Source organism: Zobellia uliginosa (assembly GCF_900156625.1).
Classification (GTDB): domain Bacteria; phylum Bacteroidota; class Bacteroidia; order Flavobacteriales; family Flavobacteriaceae; genus Zobellia; species Zobellia uliginosa.
Window position 1 is genome coordinate 33,029 of the sequence record NZ_FTOB01000005.1, and the last position, 20,380, is coordinate 53,408.

A 20,380-nucleotide genomic window follows, 5' to 3' on the forward strand; every position below is an offset into this window, starting at 1 on the left:
CCATGGAATACTCCAACGAAGGACATAACAATTTATCCCATTCGGGTGGTCGACTTACGGTTGTAGGCGCCGGTCCCGGTGATGTAGAACTCATCACCCTCAAGGCCATAAAGACACTTGCTGACGCCGATGTGGTGTTGTACGATGCGTTGGTGTCCGTTGAATTGTTAGACTATGCGCCCACGGCCGAACATATATTTGTAGGCAAGCGAAAAGGTTGTTATGCCTATCAGCAGGAACAGATCAATGAATTGATCGTAAGCCGGGCCAAGGCCAATGCCCATGTGGTACGTTTGAAAGGCGGGGATCCCTTTGTGTTCGGCCGTGGTGCCGAAGAAATGGAGTACGCTGCGTCTCACGGGGTGCAAGTAGCTATGGTGCCGGGTATATCGTCTTGTTTGTCGGTACCGGCCTCTCAGAACATTCCGGTGACCAAAAGGGGGGCTACCGAAAGTTTTTGGGTGATTACCGGAACAACCAAGGCACACAAGCTGTCAAGTGATGTGGCTTTGGCCGCAAAGAGTAATGCTACGGTGGTTATTTTGATGGGAATGTCGAAACTGGCGCAAATAGCGGAACTGTTCAAGGCAGAGGGTAAATCTGAAACCCCGGTGGCCATTGTGCAAAACGGGACGAGAACGGATGAAAAAGTTGCCATTGGCACTATCGCTTCCATAGAAGGGGAAGTAGAAAAACAAGAGTTGGCCAATCCGGCAATAATTATAATAGGTGAAGTAGTAAAACACAGGGCGAGCATTCTATCCATTGCCCAGAATCAAGAATTACAGTTAAGTAAATAGTTATGATAAAAACAGATATTCTCATCATTGGCGCAGGCCCAACAGGTCTTTTTACGGTATTTGAAGCAGGTTTGCTGAAGTTGAAATGCCATTTGATAGATGCCTTGCCACAACCAGGTGGTCAGTGTTCGGAAATTTATCCAAAGAAACCGATTTATGATATTCCCGCCTTTCCGGAAATTCTAGCAGGAGATTTGGTGACCAACCTTATGGAGCAAATAAAGCCTTTTGAAGCAGGTTTTACCCTGGGTGAGCGTGCCGAAACATTAGACAGGCAAGAAGACGGCTCTTTTATAGTAACGACCAATAAAGGTACAAAACACCACGCCCCGGTAGTGGTTATTGCGGGTGGACTGGGGTCTTTTGAGCCTAGAAAGCCACCTATTGAGAATATTGCCGACTTTGAAGATAAAGGGGTGGCCTACATGGTTAAAGATCCCGAAGTGTACCGCGATAAAAAAGTGGTGATAGCCGGTGGTGGCGATTCTGCTTTGGACTGGGCGATTTTCTTGGCCGATGTGGCTTCTGAAGTATCCTTGGTACACCGTAGGAACGAGTTCAGGGGCGCTTTGGATTCCGTAGAAAAAGCAGCGGAATTGGCAAAGGCTGGAAAAATAAAACTGTTTACCGAGGCCGAAGTGAAAAAACTTTACGGCGATGATCATTTGGAAGCAGTGGTTATAAAGCACAACGATGCCGAAAAAGGGGAAACCTATGTTGAGGTTGATAACTTTATTCCCTTGTTCGGTCTTTCCCCGAAATTGGGTCCGATCGGTGATTGGGGGCTTGAAATAGAGCGAAACGCCATTAAGGTAAACAACGCCAAAGATTATCAGACCAACATACCTGGTGTTTTTGCGATCGGCGATGTAAATACCTATGAAGGTAAATTGAAATTGATTTTATCGGGCTTCCATGAGGCAGCCGTAATGTGTCAGTTCGCCTATCAATTGATAAACCCAGGTAAAAGATACGTTATGAAATACACCACTGTAGGTGGGGTAGAAGGTTTTGACGGAAGTAAAAAAGAGGCCAAAAAAGAGGTCGTTCAAAGTATTGTTTAATTAGCTATTAGTGTATATATCGATAAGGGCCTTCTGTTGTAGTATTTGAACAGAAGGCTTTTATTAAATGCAAGAAGCCAAAAACCAGAGGGTTTCTTTGGTTTTGAACCATATGTGGCGTTACTTTGCAAATCGTTCATTAAAATAACAAGACTGTTATCAAGAAAGGTGGAGGGAATAGACCCAGTGAAACCTTGGCAACCCTTTTCTTATAAAGAAGGTGCTACATTCTATCCTAGTATTTGTGGGACAGATAACAAAGAGAGGCGAGATTGTCTGTCCTTATTCCTTTGCTTGATAGTTGTTTGTAGATTGGCCTAAGAAGGGCCGTTGTGCATGAACGTGCGACATAAGAGGAGGTAAGGAAATGAAAAAAATTCAAGAGGTATTAAAGGAACGCATTTTAGTATTGGACGGTGCCATGGGTACCATGCTCCAACGCTATAAGTTTACCGAGGAAGATTTCCGCGGTGAGCGTTTTAAAGATTGGGAACACCCCTTGCAGGGGAACAATGATCTATTGTCGCTGACCCAACCCGAAGCCATTGCCGAGGTGCATCGTAAATACTTCGCCGCAGGCGCCGATATTGTCGAGACCAATACCTTTTCGGGTACCACCATCGCCATGGCCGATTACCATATGGAAGATTTGGTGTACGAACTCAATTATGAGTCCGCACGCATTGCCAAGGAGGTGGCCGATGAGTTTACCGCCAAAGAGCCCAATAAGCCAAGGTTTGTAGCTGGGAGTATAGGGCCGACGAACAAAACGGCCAGTATGTCTCCCGATGTAAACGATCCAGGCTATAGGGCCGTTTCTTTCGATGAGTTGCGAATTGCCTATAAACAACAGGTGGAAGCCTTGTTAGATGGTGGGGCCGACATTCTTTTGGTCGAGACCATTTTTGACACGCTTAATGCCAAAGCCGCCCTTTTTGCCATAGAAGAGGTAAAGGAGGAACGGAATATAGAAGTGCCCATTATGGTGAGCGGTACCATTACCGATGCCTCGGGAAGAACCTTGTCGGGACAAACGGCAGAGGCATTTTTGATTTCCATTTCACACATTCCGATCTTTTCCGTAGGGTTCAACTGTGCCCTTGGGGCCAATCAGTTGGTGCCCCACTTGGAGGTTTTGTCGACCAGAACGGAGCATGCCGTTTCGGCCCACCCGAACGCGGGCTTGCCCAATGCCTTTGGGGAATACGATGAAACTCCCGAGCAAATGGCCGAGCAGATAAAGGAATATGTGGAAAAAGGCCTGGTCAATATTGTTGGCGGGTGCTGTGGTACAACGCCTGAGCACATTACGGCCATTGCGGATCTAGTGAGAGAATACGACCCACGGAAGATAGCCGTGGAATCTTGATGGGAATGCAGATGCATCAAGTATAAAAAAATGATGGAGATATTATGAGTAACGACTCGAACATACCGATAACCGATACCCGACCCTCGGCCGCCCGCTACCTAAAACTATCGGGTTTGGAACCCTTGGTGATCACCCCCGAAAGTAATTTCGTAAATGTGGGCGAACGTACCAATGTGGCCGGGTCTAAACGTTTTTTACGCCTGATCAAGGAGCGTAAGTTCGAAGAGGCCTTAGACGTTGCAAGAGATCAGGTTGAAGGTGGGGCCCAGATTATCGATATTAATATGGATGACGGTCTGATCGATGGAAAAGAGGCCATGGTCAAATTCTTGAACCTGGTTATTGCCGAACCTGATATTGCCAAGGTACCCATAATGATCGATAGCTCTAAATGGGATATTATCGAGGCAGGCTTGCAGGTCGTTCAAGGTAAATGCGTGGTAAACTCCATCAGTTTAAAGGAAGGTGAGGAAGAATTTATCAATCACGCCAAATTAATTAAAAGATATGGCGCGGCCGTTATCGTAATGGCCTTTGACGAGGTAGGTCAGGCCGACAATTATGATAGGCGCATAGAAATTTCAAAAAGATCCTATGATATTTTGGTGGACCAAGTAGGTTTTCCACCGGAAGATATCATTTTCGACCTTAATATTTTCCCCGTTGCCACGGGTATGGACGAGCACAAGCTCAATGCCCTGGATTTTATTAAGGCTACTAAATGGGTTCGTGAGAATCTGCCCTATGCCAGTGTGAGCGGAGGGGTGAGTAATGTTTCCTTTTCGTTCAGGGGGAACAACCCCGTGCGTGAGGCCATGCACTCGGTTTTTCTGTACCATGCCATCAAAGCGGGTATGAACATGGGGATCGTAAACCCGACCATGTTGGAGATTTATGACGACATTCCTAAAGATTTATTAGAGCATGTAGAAGATGTTATTCTCAACCGCAGGGATGACGCGACCGAACGGTTGTTGGATTTTGCCGAATCGGTAGTAGGTAAGGCCAAGGAAAGTAAAATAGACCTTTCGTGGCGTGAAGAACCCTTGCAGGACAGGATCACGAGGGCCTTGGTCAAGGGAATAGATCAGTATATAGTAGAAGATGTAGAGGAGGCCCGTATGGCCGCCGATAAGCCTATTGAGGTAATCGAAGGCCACCTTATGATAGGTATGAACGTGGTGGGCGACCTGTTCGGTAGTGGAAAAATGTTTCTGCCCCAGGTAGTGAAGTCGGCCCGTGTCATGAAAAAGGCCGTGGCGTATTTGTTGCCCTATATTGAAGAGGAAAAATTGAAGAATCCGCAAGTCGGGGATGATAAGGGCAATGGGAAAATCTTAATGGCCACCGTTAAGGGCGATGTGCATGACATCGGAAAAAACATTGTAAGTGTAGTCTTGGCCTGTAACAATTACGAGATTGTCGATTTGGGGGTCATGGTTCCGCCCGAAAAGATAATTGCCGAGGCCATAGCCCACAATGTAGACGTTATCGGGTTGAGCGGACTCATTACGCCTTCGCTTGACGAGATGGTACACTTGGCCAAGGAAATGGAACGCAAGAACTTTAAAGTGCCCTTGCTCATAGGAGGGGCAACGACGAGTAAGGCGCATACGGCCGTAAAAATAGACCCGCAATACAGTGAGGCCGTGGTGCACGTAAACGATGCGTCAAGGGCCGTTACCGTAGTGGGCGACCTGTTGCAGAAAGATACTTCGGAGAAATATAAGAAGACGATCAAGGAAGATTATGACGTTTTCAGGGAAAAGTTCTTGAGCCGTACCAAAAAGAAGGAATACAAAAGCCTTGCTGCCGCTAGGGAAAACCGATTTAAGATCGACTGGGAAGACAGCCCGATCGTAAAGCCCCGTCAGCTTGGTATTCAGGTAATCGAAGACGTAGATCTTGAAAAACTGGTGCCTTTTATCGACTGGACGCCCTTTTTTAGAAGTTGGGAGCTGCACGGAAAATACCCTGATATTCTAACCGACGAGATCGTTGGTGAACAGGCCACGGAGCTTTTTGCCGATGCACAAAAAATGTTGCAGTCTATCTTAAAGGATAAAAAGTTGACGGGTAAAGGGATTTTCGGGCTCTTTCCGGCCAATACCTTGGAGAACCACGACGATATTGAGGTAGAGGTGAACGACGGTCAAGAGGATAAAACATATGTCTTTAGAACCTTGCGGCAGCAATTGAAACGTCGCGAGGGCGTGCCAGATTACGCACTGGCCGATTTTGTGGCGCCAAAAGAAACGGGCAAGCAAGATTATGTAGGGTGCTTTTGTGTGACTACAGGTTTCGGTACCGATGAACTGGCGGATGCCTACCGTAAGAACCTAGACGATTACAACTCCATTTTGGTAAAGGCGTTGAGCGACCGTTTGGCCGAAGCTTTTGCCGAATACTTACACCTAGAGGTGCGAAGGGAGCATTGGGGCTATGCCGCCGATGAGCATTTGAAAAACGACGAGTTGATCGATGAGAAATATAAGGGGATCCGTCCCGCGCCAGGATATCCGGCCTGTCCCGACCACCTTGAAAAGCTGACCCTTTGGGACATGCTCAAGGTAGAGGAGCGAATCGGTGTGAAACTTACCGACAGTCTGGCCATGTGGCCGGCGTCATCGGTTTCGGGCTATTATTTTGGGAATGCCGAGGCCCGGTATTTCGGGTTGGGAAAAATAAAGGAAGACCAAGTGGCCGATTTTGCCGAACGGAAGGGGATTCCCCTGGAAGAGGCGACCAAGTGGTTGGCGCCGAATATAGCGGACGATTGATATAGAACACCTATGCCGAGGTATAGCGGATGCTTTTAACGGTGTAGTCGATTGAAATAACAGAAATAATGCGTTAGGGATAGGAGCGGTATCTTTTTAAAGTCCGACAGGCTTTAAAAAATTTAGCGGATAGCCCGCCCGAACGCCATAGAAGAGCATAAACATTAAATTTCCCGGTCAAAGGGGCAGTATACATGAAAATAACGGACCATATAAAGAATGCAAAGGGCAAAACTTTATTTTCCTTTGAAATTATACCTCCTGTAAAAGGACATCAGATTCAGCAACTTTACGATAATATCGATCCCTTGATGGATTTTAAGCCTCCGTTCATTGATGTGACCACGTCGCGGGAGGAGTATGTCTATATTGATCGTGACGGTCTGTTGGATAAGAAGCTGACCCGTATGCGTCCTGGTACCGTTGGTATTTGTGCATCTATAAAGCACAAGTACAACGTAGATACCGTACCCCATGTGCTTTGCGGTGGATTTACGAGGGAAGAGACCGAGTATCTGTTGGTCGATTGCCATTATTTGGGCATTGACAATATTATGGCCCTTCGTGGCGATGCCATGAAAGACGAAAAATATTTTCAGCCGACCAAGGGAGGGCATGCCTATGCCGTTGATTTGGTGAAGCAGGTACATGAGCTGAATTGCGGTAATTATTTGCACGATACGGTAGAGACCGATAATTGTGCCGATTTCTGTATCGGTGTGGCCGGATATCCTGAAAAACACTTGGAGGCGCCTTCTTTGAAATCGGACTTAAAACGATTGAAGGAAAAGGTAGATGCCGGCGCCGATTATGTGGTGACCCAGATGTTTTTTGATAATAAAAAGTATTTTGAGTTTGTAGAGGAAGCCAAAAAAATGGGTATAAACATTCCGATTATTCCGGGGATCAAGCCTATTGCGGTCAAAAGACACTTGCAGTTGCTGCCCCAGGTATTTCGGATAGATTTGCCGCAAGACCTGATCGATGCCGTTGACGATTGTGCCTCGAACAAAGAGGTGCGTCAGGTGGGTATTGAGTGGGCCATTCAGCAATCAAAGGAGTTGAAGGCGGCCGGAGTACCCGTACTGCACTATTACTCAATGGGGAAATCCGATAACATCAAGGCCATTGCCGAGAAGATTTTTTAAATCAGTGGCTTTGTAAGAAAATAAAGGCGAACCTTGGGCTTAAAATAACGAATAATATTATTTTTGCGCTCCATGAGCCCAAGGGTGTTTTTATTTTTTCTGATGTGTGCCGGATATTGTTTTTCACAAGAGTCCGAAAGAGCCCATACTTATACGTTTGAAGCGAACCAGTTTTACGGTTCCATTATACTGCACAATCCTGATATTTCGCATTTGATTACGGATCACCCTGCGGGTGTTGTTCTGGCGTACAATCGAAAGACCTTTGGTTTAAAGGAATGGGAGGAGTGGTACAACTATCCTGATTTGGGGGGCTCGTTTATCTATCACAACACGAACAGTTCGGTTTTGGGTGAGGCCTATGCTGTGTATGCCCATTTCAACTTTTACTTTTTAAAGCGCAACCTTCAGTTTCGGGTGGCCCAGGGACTGGCCTATATGACCAACCCTTACGATCGGGAGACCAATTTTAGGAACAATGCCTACGGTACTCGATTGTTGAGCTCTAACTATGCCATGATAAATTACCATAAAGAGAATATTTATAAAGGCTTGGGCTTTAAGGCGGGTATTTCTATCACGCATTTCTCCAATGCCAATGTAAAGGCGCCCAATACCTCTACCAATACCTTCGCCTTTAATATGGGGCTAACATATACCTTGGAAGGTAAGGACACGGAATATATTCGACGGGAAAAGGTAAGGCTTACAGAGTCTATCAAATACAACCTGGTTTTTAGGGGAGGTATCAACGAGAGCGACAATATTGGCCACGGCCAGTATCCCTTCTATATTTTTTCGGCTTATGCCGATAAACGCCTAGGACGGAAAAGTGCCGTTCAATTGGGAGCGGATGTGTTTTTTAGCAATTTCTTGAAGGAATTGATAAGGTACCAGTCGATTTCATTTCCTGAAAATGACATAGATCCCGATACCGATTTTAAGCGGGTGGGGGTTTTTGTGGGACATGAACTTTTTATCAATAAGCTTTCCATAGAAACGCAGCTCGGGTATTATGTGTATTATCCGTTTGATTTTGAGGGAAAGGTGTATAACCGCCTTAGTCTCAAACGCTATTTTGGCGATAAGGTATTTGGGGTGGTAAGCTTGAAATCGCATGCCGCCGCCGCCGAAGCCGTGGAATTCGGTGTAGGGATACGATTGTAATGAAAGAGGTATAGAATATGGCAATAGGGTTAAAAGATAGGGATAGTGAAACCGTGCCTTTGGGTAGTGGTAGAGTGGTGCGCCGGTCTCGTTTTTTTGCGATGCTTTGTTGTATCGTTGTGCTTGTTTCCTGTAATGGTGAAAATGCTTCCGACTGTTTTCAGGGTACCGGTGATATCGTGCGTGAAGAGGTAGTGGTTGATAATTTTACCCAGATTACGGTTTACGAGAATGTAAGCTTGGTTGTAAAGCAAGGTCCTGTTCAAAAGGTAGAGATTGAAACGGGAAGTGTATTGCGGAACGAGGTTACGGCCGAGGTGGTAGATGGGCGGCTTATCTTACGCGATACGAATGATTGTAATTATTTTAGGGATTATGGCGTTACGAAAATTTACGTGACCGCACCCGATATTACCGAGATACGAAGCAGCACCGGCTGGCCTATTTCAAGCGATGGCGTTTTGGCGTATTCGAGATTGAACCTGTTGTCGGAAAGTTTTGCCGACCCCGAAGCACAAACCACCGATGGTGAGTTTGATTTGGAGGTGGCCGGTAATGACCTGAACGTGGTAGTAAACGGAATCGCTTATTTTAAGTTGAAAGGCACGGTCGATAATTTAAGTTTGACCATTGCTGCGGGCGATTCGCGCATAGAGGCCGCGGACCTGGTCGCCCAAAGCGTGACCTTAAACCATAGGGGGTCGAACGATATGTACGTGAATCCGCAAGAGTCCATTAAAGGGGTGATTCGCGGGGTTGGAGATGTCTTTAGTTCAAACCGGCCGACAGCGGTAGATGTGGAAGAATTATACAAAGGGCGCCTCATTTTTGAGTAGTTTCCGGGGTTAAGGTTCAACTTCTGCCCATAAGAGCGGTACGGGCACAAATGCAATCTGTAACTTTGTGCCGACCGAAACCCGATATGAATCCGATTCTCAAGTATATAGAAAACCTGTTCGCTAAGAAGCGTGTGTTGGGCAATGATCCATTGTTGAACGGATTGGTGGAGGCCGATCGCCTGTTGTTAGATCTGGTGTCGGAAGAGAAGATCCCCGGTCTCGCCATTACGGTACTCAAGCAGGGGGAATCCTTTTTTCAAAAGGGGTACGGCCTTTACGATAGGGAAAGGAAGCTTCCGGTAGATCCCCAAAGTTCCGTGTTTCGCATTGCCAGTGTTTCAAAGCCTATTGCCGCTACGGCCTTGGCTTATATGGTGGGCGATAACTTGATCGATTTAGATGCTTCCTTTTACGCTTATGTACCTTATTTTCCGAAGAAAAAATACGATTTTACCATTCGTCAATTGGCGAGTCATACCGCCGGTATAAGAGGGTATAGGGGTATTGAGTACGGTCTGAACAAGCCTTATACCATCAAGGAGGGTATAGAAATTTTTAAAGACGATGAATTGCTCTTTAAGCCCGGAACCGATTACCTCTATAATAGTTTTGATTGGGTGTTGATATCCTTGGCCATGCAAGAGGTCAGTGGGATGCCGTTCGAGACCTATGTACAAGAGAGGGTTTTGGCCCCCTTGGGGATGGACCGTACGTCATGGCCCGACTTAGGGCATACCCAAGTGGAACCATGTTTCTACTCTAAAAACAAAAGGGGCTTTCGTAAGGCCATTCCCGTAAACAACCATTATAAAATGGCGGGCGGTGGTTTTCTTTCTACAACGCCCGATATTGCCAAGTTCGGGCAGGCCTATCTTGAGGGCCGGGTATTGACTCCTAGCCTTCGAAACGAGTTTCTCAGGGCTCAAAAGGTCGATGGTAGCTCTATTTATTACGGTTTGGGATGGCAGGTAAGCCAAGATGCCCAAGGAAGGCCCTATTATGGCCATGTGGGCAATGGTGTGGGCGGATATTCCAATTTCTTTGTCTACCCCGAAGAGGAAATGGTATTTTCCATATTGATCAATTGTACCGACCCCAAGGTACAACCGGAACTGGATGTGGTCATCGATTGCCTGATACGGTCTAAGGAAGGGCGGTCCGCTTTATTGTAGCGGGTTTTGATCCAAATGCTTAAATAGTTAATGCATAAGCTTTTTGAAGGGGTATAAGCTTGTCTCTTGCCTTGAAATCGTTTAGCTTTAGATAAAAAGCTATGAAAAATCTAAAATCAATTATTTTGACCCTCGGATGCGGGCTCTTTGCATTCACCTTAAGTGCCCAAGAGATAACTTCTTTTTCGGGCATGTGGGGACCTGAATTTTATCAAGATCGACAAAAGTTGACGTGGAAGGAAATCGATAAGATCATGTCGGAAAGTCAAGTGGCCCAAATGAACTGGGAAAAATCGAAAAAACAAATGATGGGAGGTATGATTGCCGGGGCCGCCAATTTTGGTACGGCCATTTGGTTTTTGGTGAACGAGAACGATGACAGAAGTGTTACGGCACCTGCCATCGCTTTTGCAGGAACCGGGATCATTGGCTCTATTTTCTTTCACCACGCCATGAAAAACAAAAAGGAGGCCATACTTAATTATAACGATAGTTTGGGTAATGGAACGTCCTTCCGTATGGTGCCCGCCGTTAATGAAAACGGAGTAGGCTTGGCCCTGAAGTTTTGATTCGGACTACTGTAACCATATCCGGAATTCCATATAGGGCTTCCGGATTTTTTTTAGTCGGAAGTAAGTTCGGTGAACAGGCTTTCGAGGTTTTTGTTCTTGCGGCTCAGTTGCAAGGTCTTCAGTTGGTTGTCGTGGGCAAAATCGAAAACGGCCGGGCGCATATCTTTGGAGGTGCTGAACGTGATTTCATAGACAAAGCCGCCAGTGTTTTTTACATGGCTTACGTTGGGCAACTTGTTCAAGAAAGCCTCTTCTACCCGGTAATCGAACTCCACCTCAATGATCTGTTCTTCGGCATCGCGCAGTTCGCTAAGTTTCTTGTCGGCTACAAGTACTCCTTTGTTAATGATCAGAACGCGGTCGCAAACGGCCTCTACCTCTTTCATGATATGGGTCGAGAGCAGTATGGTCTTTTCCTTTCCGATCTCTTTGATGAGTTTTCTGATTTCCAATAGTTGGTTGGGGTCGAGTCCGGTTGTAGGTTCGTCCAAGATCAGTACTTCGGGATCGTGCAATAGGGCGGCGGCAAGTCCGACACGTTGGCGGTAGCCCTTAGAGAGTTGCCCTATTTTTTTATGGGCTTCGGGTGAAAGTCCGGTTTGATCGATGACCTCGGGTATCCTAGCTTTGTCCGTTTTGTAGACATCGGCATTAAAGGCAAGGTATTCCTTTACGTACATGTCTAGGTACAGGGGGTTATGCTCGGGTAGGTAGCCGATACTTTCCCGAACCTTTTTCTTTTCCGTCAGAACGTCAAAGGAGTTGACCGAAGCCTCACCTTTGTCGGGCGAATAATAGGTGGTCAGTATCTTCATCATGGTTGACTTTCCGGCGCCGTTAGGCCCTAAAAAACCAACGATTTCCCCTTTTTGAAGTTTAAAGCTGATGTTCTTCAAAGCTTTTTGGCTTCCGAAAGTTTTGCTGATTTTGTAGACGCTTATAGACATATAGGGACAAATGAAAGTTAGATGATTGTTCTGAATGTAGATTTTAACGATGTACTTTTTTAGGGTACGTTCGGTTCATCCATCAAAAATAAACAATTAAGTAATATCGTATTTTTTAAAAAGGCGCCCGTGAACTATGAAATGTAAAAATAGACCAATGCCTGAGTGCGAGATACATATAAATTGGAAAAAAATGTGTTCTACCCGTTTATTTTTAAATTTAATTGTTACTTTAGCCAAAGTTTAAGTGTGTTATGACAAAGCGATTCTTTTTCAACGGTTTTTATTTTTACTTCTTTTTTGAGAGAGGTACGGGACTGTTGTAAAATATTGCATGATATAAACCAATTGAAGTCCCGTGAAAAACGGGACTTTTTTTGTTCAATACCTATTGGGAATTATCGTTTAAAAGTGTTTCCCATAAGGCAGAAAGCCAGTTATGAAGCTAAAAATAGCCATTCAGGGCATTAAGGGGTCTAACCACCACCAAGTAGCCCGAGAGTATTTTGATGATAATGTAGATTTGGTAGAATGTATGTCGTTCGATTTCTTGGTAGATCAATTACTGCAAAAGACCGCTGACATGGGGGTAATGGCCATTGAGAATTCAATTGCTGGCTCGATCATACCGAACTATGCCCTGGTTTACCATAAGGATTTGCATATTATAGGAGAGCATTACCTTAATATCCATCACCATTTAATGGCCTTAAAGGGACAGGAAATAGCCGATATTGAAGAAGTGAGGTCGCACCCTATGGCCCTGTTGCAGTGCAAGGAATTTTTTGGCGATTACCCACACATTAAAATGGTGGAAGATGTTGATACGGCCGAAACGGCAAAACGGATTCAAGAGCAACAGTTAAGGCATATTGCGGCCATAGCTCCGGAAGTTGCCGCCGATTTATACGATTTGAACATCGTAGCACGGGACATACAGACCATTCAAAACAATGCAACCCGCTTTATTATTGTAAAGACAAAAAATAAAGTGCTTCCGAAGGAAGAGATCAACAAGGCCTCGGTACGTTTTGTTACCGACCATAAACGCGGAAGTCTTGCGGCTGTGCTTAATGTTATGAGCGATTGCAATTTGAACTTGACCAAAATACAGTCGCTGCCCATAATTGAAACGCCATGGAAATACGCCTTTTTTGTTGACGTGACTTTTGATGGTTATGATTGTTTCGACAAAGCAAAATCACTGTTGAACATCATGTCCGAAGACTTTAAGGTGTTGGGTGAATATAAAAATGCGAGAATATGATACGAACGGCAAATCGTTTACATACAGTTGAAGAATATTACTTCTCGAAAAAGTTGCGAGAGGTAAGAGGTTTGATCGCCGAAGGAAGGCCCGTAATCAATATGGGGATCGGAAGTCCCGATCTGGCTCCCTCCGAAGCGATCATAAAAAGTATTCAAGATGCGGTCTTGGAAGAAGGCGCGCACCAATACCAGAGTTATCAGGGTTTACCCGAACTGCGTCAGGGTGTAGCGGATTTTTATAGTGAAAAATTCGGCGTCACGGTAGATCCATTGACCGAGATCTTGCCCTTGATGGGTTCAAAGGAAGGTATTATGCACATTAGCATGGCCTTTTTGAACGAGGGCGATGTAGCCTTGATACCCAATCCGGGCTATCCTACCTATACCTCGGTCACGAAGTTGGTAGGGGCGGAGGCAAAATATTATAACCTAAGTGCCGAAAGCGGATGGTTTCCCGATTTGGAAGAATTGCAGGAACACGATTTGTCAAAGGTAAAGATCATGTGGACAAGTTACCCCCATATGCCGACCGGGGCAACGGCCACAAAGGCACAGTTTGAAAAATTGGTCGAATTTGCCCAAAAGAACGATATCCTTTTGGTGAACGACAACCCCTATAGTTTCGTGCTTAACGATGCGCCTGTAAGTATTTTGGCCGTCGATGGGGCAAAAGAGGTGGCCTTGGAACTAAACTCCTTGAGCAAGACCTTTAATATGGCCGGTTGGCGTGTAGGAATGGTATTGGGCGGGGCCGAACATATCAATGCCGTGCTGAAGGTAAAAAGTAATATGGATTCGGGGATGTTCTACGGAATTCAGAAAGGAGCCATAGAGGCCTTAAAAAGCGATCAAGATTGGTTCGACAGGCTGAATGAGGTATATCGCTCTAGAAAGGCGCTTATGTGTCAATTGGCCGATAAATTGAACTGTACCTATGATACCGATGCGGTGGGAATGTTCCTTTGGGCAAAGTTGCCGGAAGGAAGTAAATCTGCCGAAGAGTTTATAGATGGGGTACTGTACGAAAAGAACCTTTTTATTACCCCAGGAACCATTTTTGGAAGCAAGGGCGAGGGGTATATACGGTTTTCCTTATGTGTGCCCGAAGAAAAGATCAAAGAGGCGATAAGCCGTTTTTAGAATGACGAACAAGAGTTGATAAAATGAATGTTTTTATAGTTGGTGTCGGGTTGATAGGAGGTTCCTTTGCAAAGGATATCAAACGCCTGCGCCCAGAGTGCAAGATTTACGGTATAGATACGGATGTTTCGCATTTGCGCGAAGCCTTGGACCTGGGGATTATCGATGTTGAGTCGAGTTACGATGATCTAGGGGTGGCCGATATGGTCATTGTTAGCATTCCCGTAGATGTTATGGTTACCGAGCTTCCTAAAATATTGGATGCGGTTAACGATGATTGTGTGGTCTTTGATGGCGGGTCTACAAAAAGTTTGATCTGTAAAACCTTAGATTCGCACCCTAAGCGAAGAAATTACCTGGCGGCACACCCCATTGCGGGTACCGAGCATTCGGGACCGTCGGCGGCCATTGAAAATTTATACGTGGGTAAAACGAATATTATCTGTGAGATAGAGAAAACCGCTTTCAAGCTACAGGAAAAGGCCTTGGAACTTTTTCAGCAGATAGGAATGCGTATTCGGTACATGAACCCCGATGCCCATGACAAGCACATTGCCTATGTGTCGCATTTGTCACATATCAGCTCTTTTATGTTGGGAAAGACCGTAATCGATAAAGAGAAAAATGAACGTGATATTTTTGACATGGCGGGCAGTGGTTTCGAGAGTACGGTAAGGTTGGCCAAGAGTTCGCCGGCCATGTGGACGCCAATTTTTAAACAGAACAAAGACAATGTGGTCGAAACTTTGACCGAATATATACAGAACCTCCAAGAGTTTAAACAGCTATTGGAAAAAGGAGATTACACGGGAATTTTTAACGAAATGAACGATACTAATAAAATAAAGGAAATTTTAAACGGAATACCACTAAACAAGAAGTAATGGAGAATTCAAAAGAAATGAGAACATGGTTGGATGATATGGGTTTAGACCATCCACTAGTAATAGCAGGGCCATGTAGTGCTGAAACCGAAGAACAAGTGTTGCGTATTGCTCACGAGTTAAAAGATACCGACGTAAACTACTACCGTGCGGGTATCTGGAAACCAAGAACACGACCAGGAAACTTTGAAGGTGTTGGCGCACTTGGTTTGAAGTGGTTACAAAAGGTTAAGGAAGAAACCGGATTAAAAACGGCCACAGAGGTCGCCAATCGAGCCCATGTTGAATTGGCATTGGAGTACGATGTAGACCTATTGTGGATCGGGGCACGCTCGACCGTGAGCCCGTTTATCATGCAAGAATTGGCAGATGCCTTGGAAGGTACTGATAAGATCGTATTGGTGAAGAACCCTGTAAACCCTGATTTGGCTTTATGGTTGGGAGGTATCGAACGTTTGCATACCGCCGGAATCAGAAAGTTAGGGGCCATCCACAGAGGATTCTCTACTTATGAGAAAACGAAGTACAGGAACATTCCCGAATGGCAATTGGCCATCGAGTTCCAGAACAAGTTTCCTGATTTGCCTTTGATCAATGACCCATCGCATATTACCGGTAAGCGTGATATGATCTTTGATGTTTCGCAAACGGCACTTGATTTGAACTTTGACGGATTGATGATCGAGACCCATTTTGATCCCGACAACGCTTGGAGTGATGCCGCTCAGCAGGTTACTCCGGAGAAGTTGGTGCAGATCATGAGAGATTTGCGTATTAGGAAAGAGACCGACAGCGAAGCCGAATACAATGCTAAATTGAGCAATCTTAGGGCGCAAATAGATATTCTCGACAACCAGTTGATCGATACTATGGGCAAGCGTATGAAGGTGTCGGATAGTATTGGTGAGCTTAAAAAGCAGAAGAATGTAGCCGTTCTACAGTCGAACCGTTGGAACCAGATTTTGGGAGCTATGATATTGGAAGGCGAATCTCGCGGATTGAGTGAAGAATTTGTCCTTAAAATGTTCAAGGCCATTCACCAAGAGTCGATCAATCATCAAGAGAAGATTGTAAACGGATAGTGGTAACTATTCGATGTATTATAAAAACGGCTTGTCGAAAGACAAGCCGTTTTATTTGTTTTTAGTCCCTTCTAAAAACATATCGCGTAATAAAAATTCCCTGGGCATCGTTGTCGCCAGCATCGGCTTCTACGCCACTGGTTACAAAGATCAATTCCCATCCCTCTTGAAGCATATTCGTAAGTTTCGAGGAGATAACGGCATCGTTTGCGGCAATATTTTGAAAGCGGATACCGGCAATATTGTAAAAGTTGAGGAGTTTGGTTTCCTCAAAATTCTTTACTCTGATCGTGCCCCTTTTAGATTTGTTCCGGGTATTGTCTTCCTCGGTCTGTTCAGAAGTATATTCCTCAAAATCCTTTTCCTCTTGGGCATCAATGATTCTTGATCGCCCTAATCCGCTGGGGACAATAGATTCGACACTGGTAATTATTTTTATTTCTTGGGCATTTACACTGAGGGTTGTGGCAATTAAAACAAAGGCTAATACGGCTATCTTTTTCATCGTTTAAAATTTAAATTAGGTTTAATAAAGACAAAAGTGAAGTCTAAAAGGTTGCATTTGTAGTAAAAAAAATATAGGGAAATTAGAGTCTTTTTTTGTTGGAACAAGCTTTAAGACAGTCTGTTTTACGCTGATAGTATAAAGTAAAGTTGTTTCTTTGTAATGAAATTGAAAATAATGAAAGGAACTGTATATAAATCTACCGGAAGTTGGTATACCGTAAAAACGCAAGATGGCGAATTTTACGAATGCCGTATTAAGGGTAAGTTTAGGATTCAGGGGATAAAAAGTACGAACCCCATTGCCGTGGGGGATGAGGTGGCGTTCAAAATTGAACAATTGGGCGATGACACCGTAGGCACCATTTACGGTATTGATGATCGTAAGAACTACATTATTCGAAAATCGGTAAACCTTTCAAAACAAACGCATATTATTGCGGCCAATTTAGATCAGGTGTTTCTATTGGTCACTTTAAACAATCCGACCACCTATACGATTTTTATAGACCGTTTTCTAGCTACTGCCGAAGCCTATGATATTCCTACCGTTCTACTTTTTAATAAAGTGGATAGCTATACTATTGAAGAACTGGCGGAAATTAAATATCTGGCCGAGCTTTATAGAAATGTGGGATATACCTGTATCGGTATTTCGGCTAAGTCCGGTAAAAATGTAGATAAGGTAAAGGAAATGATGGTCGGTAAGACCAGTATGTTTGCAGGGCATTCCGGTGCAGGAAAGTCTACCTTGGTAAACGCCTTGGAGCCAAAACTCAATTTGAAAACTACGGAAATCTCGGGGCAACATCTACAAGGGCAACATACCACTACATTTGCCGAAATGTTCGACTTGGATTTTGGGGCGCGTATTATCGATACACCGGGTATTAAGGGTTTTGGTATCGTGGATATGGAAAAGGAGGAAATAGGGGATTATTTTCCGGAATTTTTCAAACTCAAGGGGAATTGCAAATTTAACAATTGCCTACATCTCGATGAACCAAAGTGTGCCGTGAAGGAAGCCTTGGAAAACGAGGAAGTCGCATGGAGCCGTTATAGGAGCTATGTGCAAATGGTAACCGGTGAAGAGGAAAATTATAGGGTCGATATCCACGACGTAAAAAAGTAGCTCTTGGTATAGAATCAGAAAATAAGAAATCAGTTTAAGAACGATGCGAGCCATTATTCAAAGAGTGTCAAGGGCCAGTGTAAGGGTAGACGGCCGAATAATATCAGAAATACGGAACGGACTTTTAATCTTACTGGGCATTGAAGATGCCGACGGGCAAGAGGATATTGAATGGTTGTCACGTAAAATCGTGAACCTTAGAATTTTTAACGATGCCAATGGGGTTATGAACGAGTCGCTCAAAGCTGTGGGGGGCGATGCCATTGTGGTCAGCCAGTTTACCTTGCATGCCGCTACTAAAAAAGGCAATAGGCCATCTTATATCAAAGCTTCCAAACCCGATGTGGCAATCCCCTTATACGAAAAGTTCGTACAGCAAATGGAGGTCGATTTGGGCAAAAAAATAGGTACGGGAATTTTTGGCGCCGATATGAAGGTCGACTTGCTCAATGATGGTCCGGTTACCATTGCAATAGATACGAAAAACAAGGAATAAGCGCTTTTTGTCGATTTTTTTCTTCGCTATGTAAGAAAAATGTATGTTTTGTGTCGAATTTCAATGCCAAACCTAAGCAATGCGATTACCGCTTTTATTTCCATTACTTTTCATAAGTATCTTTTTAAGTGCCCAAGACTCAAACTATCCAGCTCTTTTTCTAAACGAAGATTTGACCCATATGGCCAATGCAGTGGTACGCTTGGATAGGACGGATATTCACATTTTTTCTTCAAAAAAAATGACGGTTAAGAGCAAACAAGTGGTTACCGTTCTGAACCGGGCAGGAGACCAACACGCTAGGACCGCCTTGGGGTATGATAGTTCAAAAAACATAAAGCATCTGAATGTTGTTGTTTATGATGCGGCAGGGAGGCAAATAGAAAAAATTAAAAAGAAGAATTTTAGGGATGTAAACGTAGTGGATGGTTTTTCGCTTTATAACGATTACCGTAAGCTGTACTACAATTATACCCCTATTAAATATCCTTACACGGTTGAGTTTAACTATGAATATGAAACATCTGATACCGGAGCAATCCCTTCTTGGTATTTTTTGGGAGGATTCTTTGCAAGTGTAGAGAAGAGCTTTTATTCCATTACCTATGCCGAGCCAAGTCTAAGGCCGATAATCCACGAGAAAAATTTGGAGAATTTCAAATTTGAAAAAAATGAAACAAACCACTCAATAAGCTACTTGGCGAATAATATCCCTGCTGTAAAGAGGGAAAGTATGAGTCCTTCGTTCAAAAGAATCACTCCGAGGTTGATGACTAGAATCAAGAATTTTCATTATAAAGGATTTGATGGTTCTGTAGACAATTGGGCCGAACTTGGTTCTTGGGTAGGCAATAAACTTTTATCGGGGAGAGATGAGCTAAGCCCGGAAACTATCGCAAAAGCCGAAGCTTTAGTGGCGGGGGTAGAAGATGATCTTGAAAAAGCAAAGATTATTTATAAATACGTTCAGGAAAATACGAGGTACGTTAGTGTACAAATAGGTATTGGTGGACTGCAGCCTATTGCGGCCATAGAGGTAGACCGTGTAAAGTATGGTGATTGTAAAGGTCTTTCGAACTATACAGGGGCATTGTTAAAAGCAGTAGGGGTAACAGCTTACTATGCCGTGGTTGAGGCCGGAAACGATAAAGTTGATTTTGAAGATGACTTCGCCGATTTGGCACAGGGGAACCATGTTATTCTATGCATACCCTATAACGACAAGTATTATTGGCTGGATTGTACGTCTCAAATTCTTCCGTTTGGGTATATCGGTAGTTTTACGGATGATAGAAAAGTTATGGTCATAAAGCCGGATGGAGGTGAAATTGTGACTACAACGGCCTATGTAAATGAAGATAATTACCAATCTACTATAGCGACATATGAATTAAAACCCGATGGTAGTATATCTGGGCAAACCGAGGTTGTGACCAAGGGAAGCAAATACAATAGTCATTTTAGATTAGAGGAAGAAACCGAAGAGGAAGTTATAAGACAAATTAAAAATAGGTGGAGTTCCATAAATAACCTTACTGTTGCCAATTATTATTTTGAAAACAATAAAAAGGATGTGGTCTTTAATGAGAACATATCTTTTAGTGCAACAAATTATGCTTCTACAAGTGGGGATAGATTTTTTTTTAGAGCTAATGCTTTCAATAATAGAAATATTATTCCAGACCGCTATCGGAACAGAAAATTGCCTTTTGAAATTCAGCGTGGATATTTAGAGGAGGATGATTCAACAATCAGCCTTCCGGAAGGATATGCGGTGGAGACGCTGCCAAGTACAAAGAAAATTGAAAATGAATTTGGGGTCTATACCGTAAATTTTGAATACAATGAAGAAAGTAATACCGTCAATTATGAACGACGCTTTTTTTTGAAAAAAGGTTTTTACCCTAAGGAAAAATATAAAGCTTATCGTGATTTTAGAAAGGAAGTAGCGAGTATAGATAACGCGCCAATCGTACTTCTTAAAGAATAGCAAACCACTTTTACATAAAACC

General features: G+C 44.0%; 18 protein-coding genes and 1 riboswitch. Of the genes, 16 read left to right on the forward strand and 2 right to left on the reverse strand.

Annotation, left to right across the window (positions count from 1 at the left end; genetic code table 11):
- Nucleotides 1-2 precede the first annotated feature (2 nt).
- The 9 genes from cobA (at nt 3) to BW980_RS16645 (ending at nt 10,911) form a co-directional block, all read left to right on the forward strand.
- Nucleotides 3-800, forward strand: coding sequence for a uroporphyrinogen-III C-methyltransferase (cobA, locus tag BW980_RS16605; RefSeq protein WP_076456326.1), 798 nt, complete (start codon nt 3-5; stop codon nt 798-800).
- 2 nt (nt 801-802) lie between these two features.
- Nucleotides 803-1,864, forward strand: a complete 1,062-nt coding sequence (locus tag BW980_RS16610) for an NAD(P)/FAD-dependent oxidoreductase (RefSeq protein WP_076456327.1) — start codon at nt 803-805, stop codon at nt 1,862-1,864.
- 153 nt (nt 1,865-2,017) lie between these two features.
- Nucleotides 2,018-2,124: riboswitch (SAM riboswitch) on the forward strand.
- Nucleotides 2,125-2,231: 107 nt separating this feature from the next.
- On the forward strand, nt 2,232-3,233 hold the full coding sequence (locus tag BW980_RS16615) for a homocysteine S-methyltransferase family protein (RefSeq protein WP_076456328.1): 1,002 nt from the start codon (nt 2,232-2,234) through the stop codon (nt 3,231-3,233).
- A 44-nt stretch (nt 3,234-3,277) separates the two neighbouring features.
- The gene (gene metH / locus BW980_RS16620) at nt 3,278-6,016 is read left to right on the forward strand and encodes a methionine synthase (protein ID WP_076456329.1); all 2,739 of its coding nucleotides are present in this window, start codon (nt 3,278-3,280) and stop codon (nt 6,014-6,016) included.
- Between the two features lie 194 nt (nt 6,017-6,210).
- Nucleotides 6,211-7,164 carry a methylenetetrahydrofolate reductase [NAD(P)H] gene (metF, locus tag BW980_RS16625; protein WP_076456330.1) on the forward strand — a complete coding sequence of 318 codons (954 nt, stop codon included), beginning with the start codon at nt 6,211-6,213 and terminating at the stop codon, nt 7,162-7,164.
- Between the two features lie 72 nt (nt 7,165-7,236).
- Nucleotides 7,237-8,331, forward strand: a complete 1,095-nt coding sequence (locus BW980_RS16630; protein WP_076456331.1) for an acyloxyacyl hydrolase — start codon at nt 7,237-7,239, stop codon at nt 8,329-8,331.
- A gap of 17 nt (nt 8,332-8,348) precedes the next feature.
- Nucleotides 8,349-9,167: a head GIN domain-containing protein gene (locus BW980_RS16635; RefSeq protein WP_245800090.1), complete on the forward strand. Its 819-nt coding sequence runs from the start codon at nt 8,349-8,351 to the stop codon at nt 9,165-9,167.
- Between the two features lie 86 nt (nt 9,168-9,253).
- The gene (locus tag BW980_RS16640) at nt 9,254-10,342 is read left to right on the forward strand and encodes a serine hydrolase domain-containing protein (RefSeq protein WP_076456333.1); all 1,089 of its coding nucleotides are present in this window, start codon (nt 9,254-9,256) and stop codon (nt 10,340-10,342) included.
- A 101-nt stretch (nt 10,343-10,443) separates the two neighbouring features.
- Nucleotides 10,444-10,911, forward strand: a complete 468-nt coding sequence (locus BW980_RS16645; RefSeq protein ID WP_139327719.1) for a hypothetical protein — start codon at nt 10,444-10,446, stop codon at nt 10,909-10,911.
- Nucleotides 10,912-10,964: 53 nt separating this feature from the next.
- On the opposite strand, the gene gldA is transcribed toward BW980_RS16645, so the two are convergent.
- On the reverse strand, nt 10,965-11,861 hold the full coding sequence (gldA, locus tag BW980_RS16650) for a gliding motility-associated ABC transporter ATP-binding subunit GldA (protein ID WP_076456335.1): 897 nt from the start codon (nt 11,859-11,861) through the stop codon (nt 10,965-10,967).
- Nucleotides 11,862-12,300: 439 nt separating this feature from the next.
- Between gldA and BW980_RS16655 the strand changes: the two genes are divergently transcribed.
- Genes BW980_RS16655 through BW980_RS16670 form a run of 4 tightly spaced genes read left to right on the forward strand, consistent with a single transcriptional unit; the run spans nt 12,301 to nt 16,236 of the window.
- The gene (locus BW980_RS16655) at nt 12,301-13,128 is read left to right on the forward strand and encodes a prephenate dehydratase (RefSeq protein WP_076456336.1); all 828 of its coding nucleotides are present in this window, start codon (nt 12,301-12,303) and stop codon (nt 13,126-13,128) included.
- Nucleotides 13,125-14,270, forward strand: a complete 1,146-nt coding sequence (locus tag BW980_RS16660; RefSeq protein WP_076456337.1) for a pyridoxal phosphate-dependent aminotransferase — start codon at nt 13,125-13,127, stop codon at nt 14,268-14,270. The genes BW980_RS16655 and BW980_RS16660 overlap by 4 nt, the downstream gene beginning before the upstream one ends.
- A gap of 23 nt (nt 14,271-14,293) precedes the next feature.
- A complete protein-coding gene (locus tag BW980_RS16665; RefSeq protein WP_076456338.1) occupies nt 14,294-15,154 on the forward strand; it encodes a prephenate dehydrogenase in 861 nt (286 codons plus the stop codon).
- Nucleotides 15,154-16,236, forward strand: coding sequence for a bifunctional 3-deoxy-7-phosphoheptulonate synthase/chorismate mutase type II (locus tag BW980_RS16670; RefSeq protein ID WP_013992203.1), 1,083 nt, complete (start codon nt 15,154-15,156; stop codon nt 16,234-16,236). Before BW980_RS16665 ends, BW980_RS16670 begins: the two co-directional genes overlap by 1 nt.
- 61 nt (nt 16,237-16,297) lie before the next feature.
- On the opposite strand, the gene BW980_RS16675 is transcribed toward BW980_RS16670, so the two are convergent.
- On the reverse strand, nt 16,298-16,741 hold the full coding sequence (locus tag BW980_RS16675) for a hypothetical protein (RefSeq protein ID WP_076456339.1): 444 nt from the start codon (nt 16,739-16,741) through the stop codon (nt 16,298-16,300).
- A 177-nt stretch (nt 16,742-16,918) separates the two neighbouring features.
- Here BW980_RS16675 and rsgA point away from each other — a divergent pair, with 177 nt between their 5' ends.
- The 3 genes from rsgA (at nt 16,919) to BW980_RS16690 (ending at nt 20,358) form a co-directional block, all read left to right on the forward strand.
- Nucleotides 16,919-17,872 (forward strand): ribosome small subunit-dependent GTPase A, encoded by a 954-nt coding sequence (gene rsgA, locus BW980_RS16680; protein ID WP_076456480.1) that lies wholly within the window; start codon nt 16,919-16,921, stop codon nt 17,870-17,872.
- Between the two features lie 43 nt (nt 17,873-17,915).
- The gene (gene dtd, locus BW980_RS16685; protein ID WP_076456340.1) at nt 17,916-18,368 is read left to right on the forward strand and encodes a D-aminoacyl-tRNA deacylase; all 453 of its coding nucleotides are present in this window, start codon (nt 17,916-17,918) and stop codon (nt 18,366-18,368) included.
- Nucleotides 18,369-18,447: 79 nt separating this feature from the next.
- Nucleotides 18,448-20,358 (forward strand): DUF3857 domain-containing protein, encoded by a 1,911-nt coding sequence (locus BW980_RS16690; protein ID WP_076456341.1) that lies wholly within the window; start codon nt 18,448-18,450, stop codon nt 20,356-20,358.
- Nucleotides 20,359-20,380 lie beyond the last annotated feature (22 nt).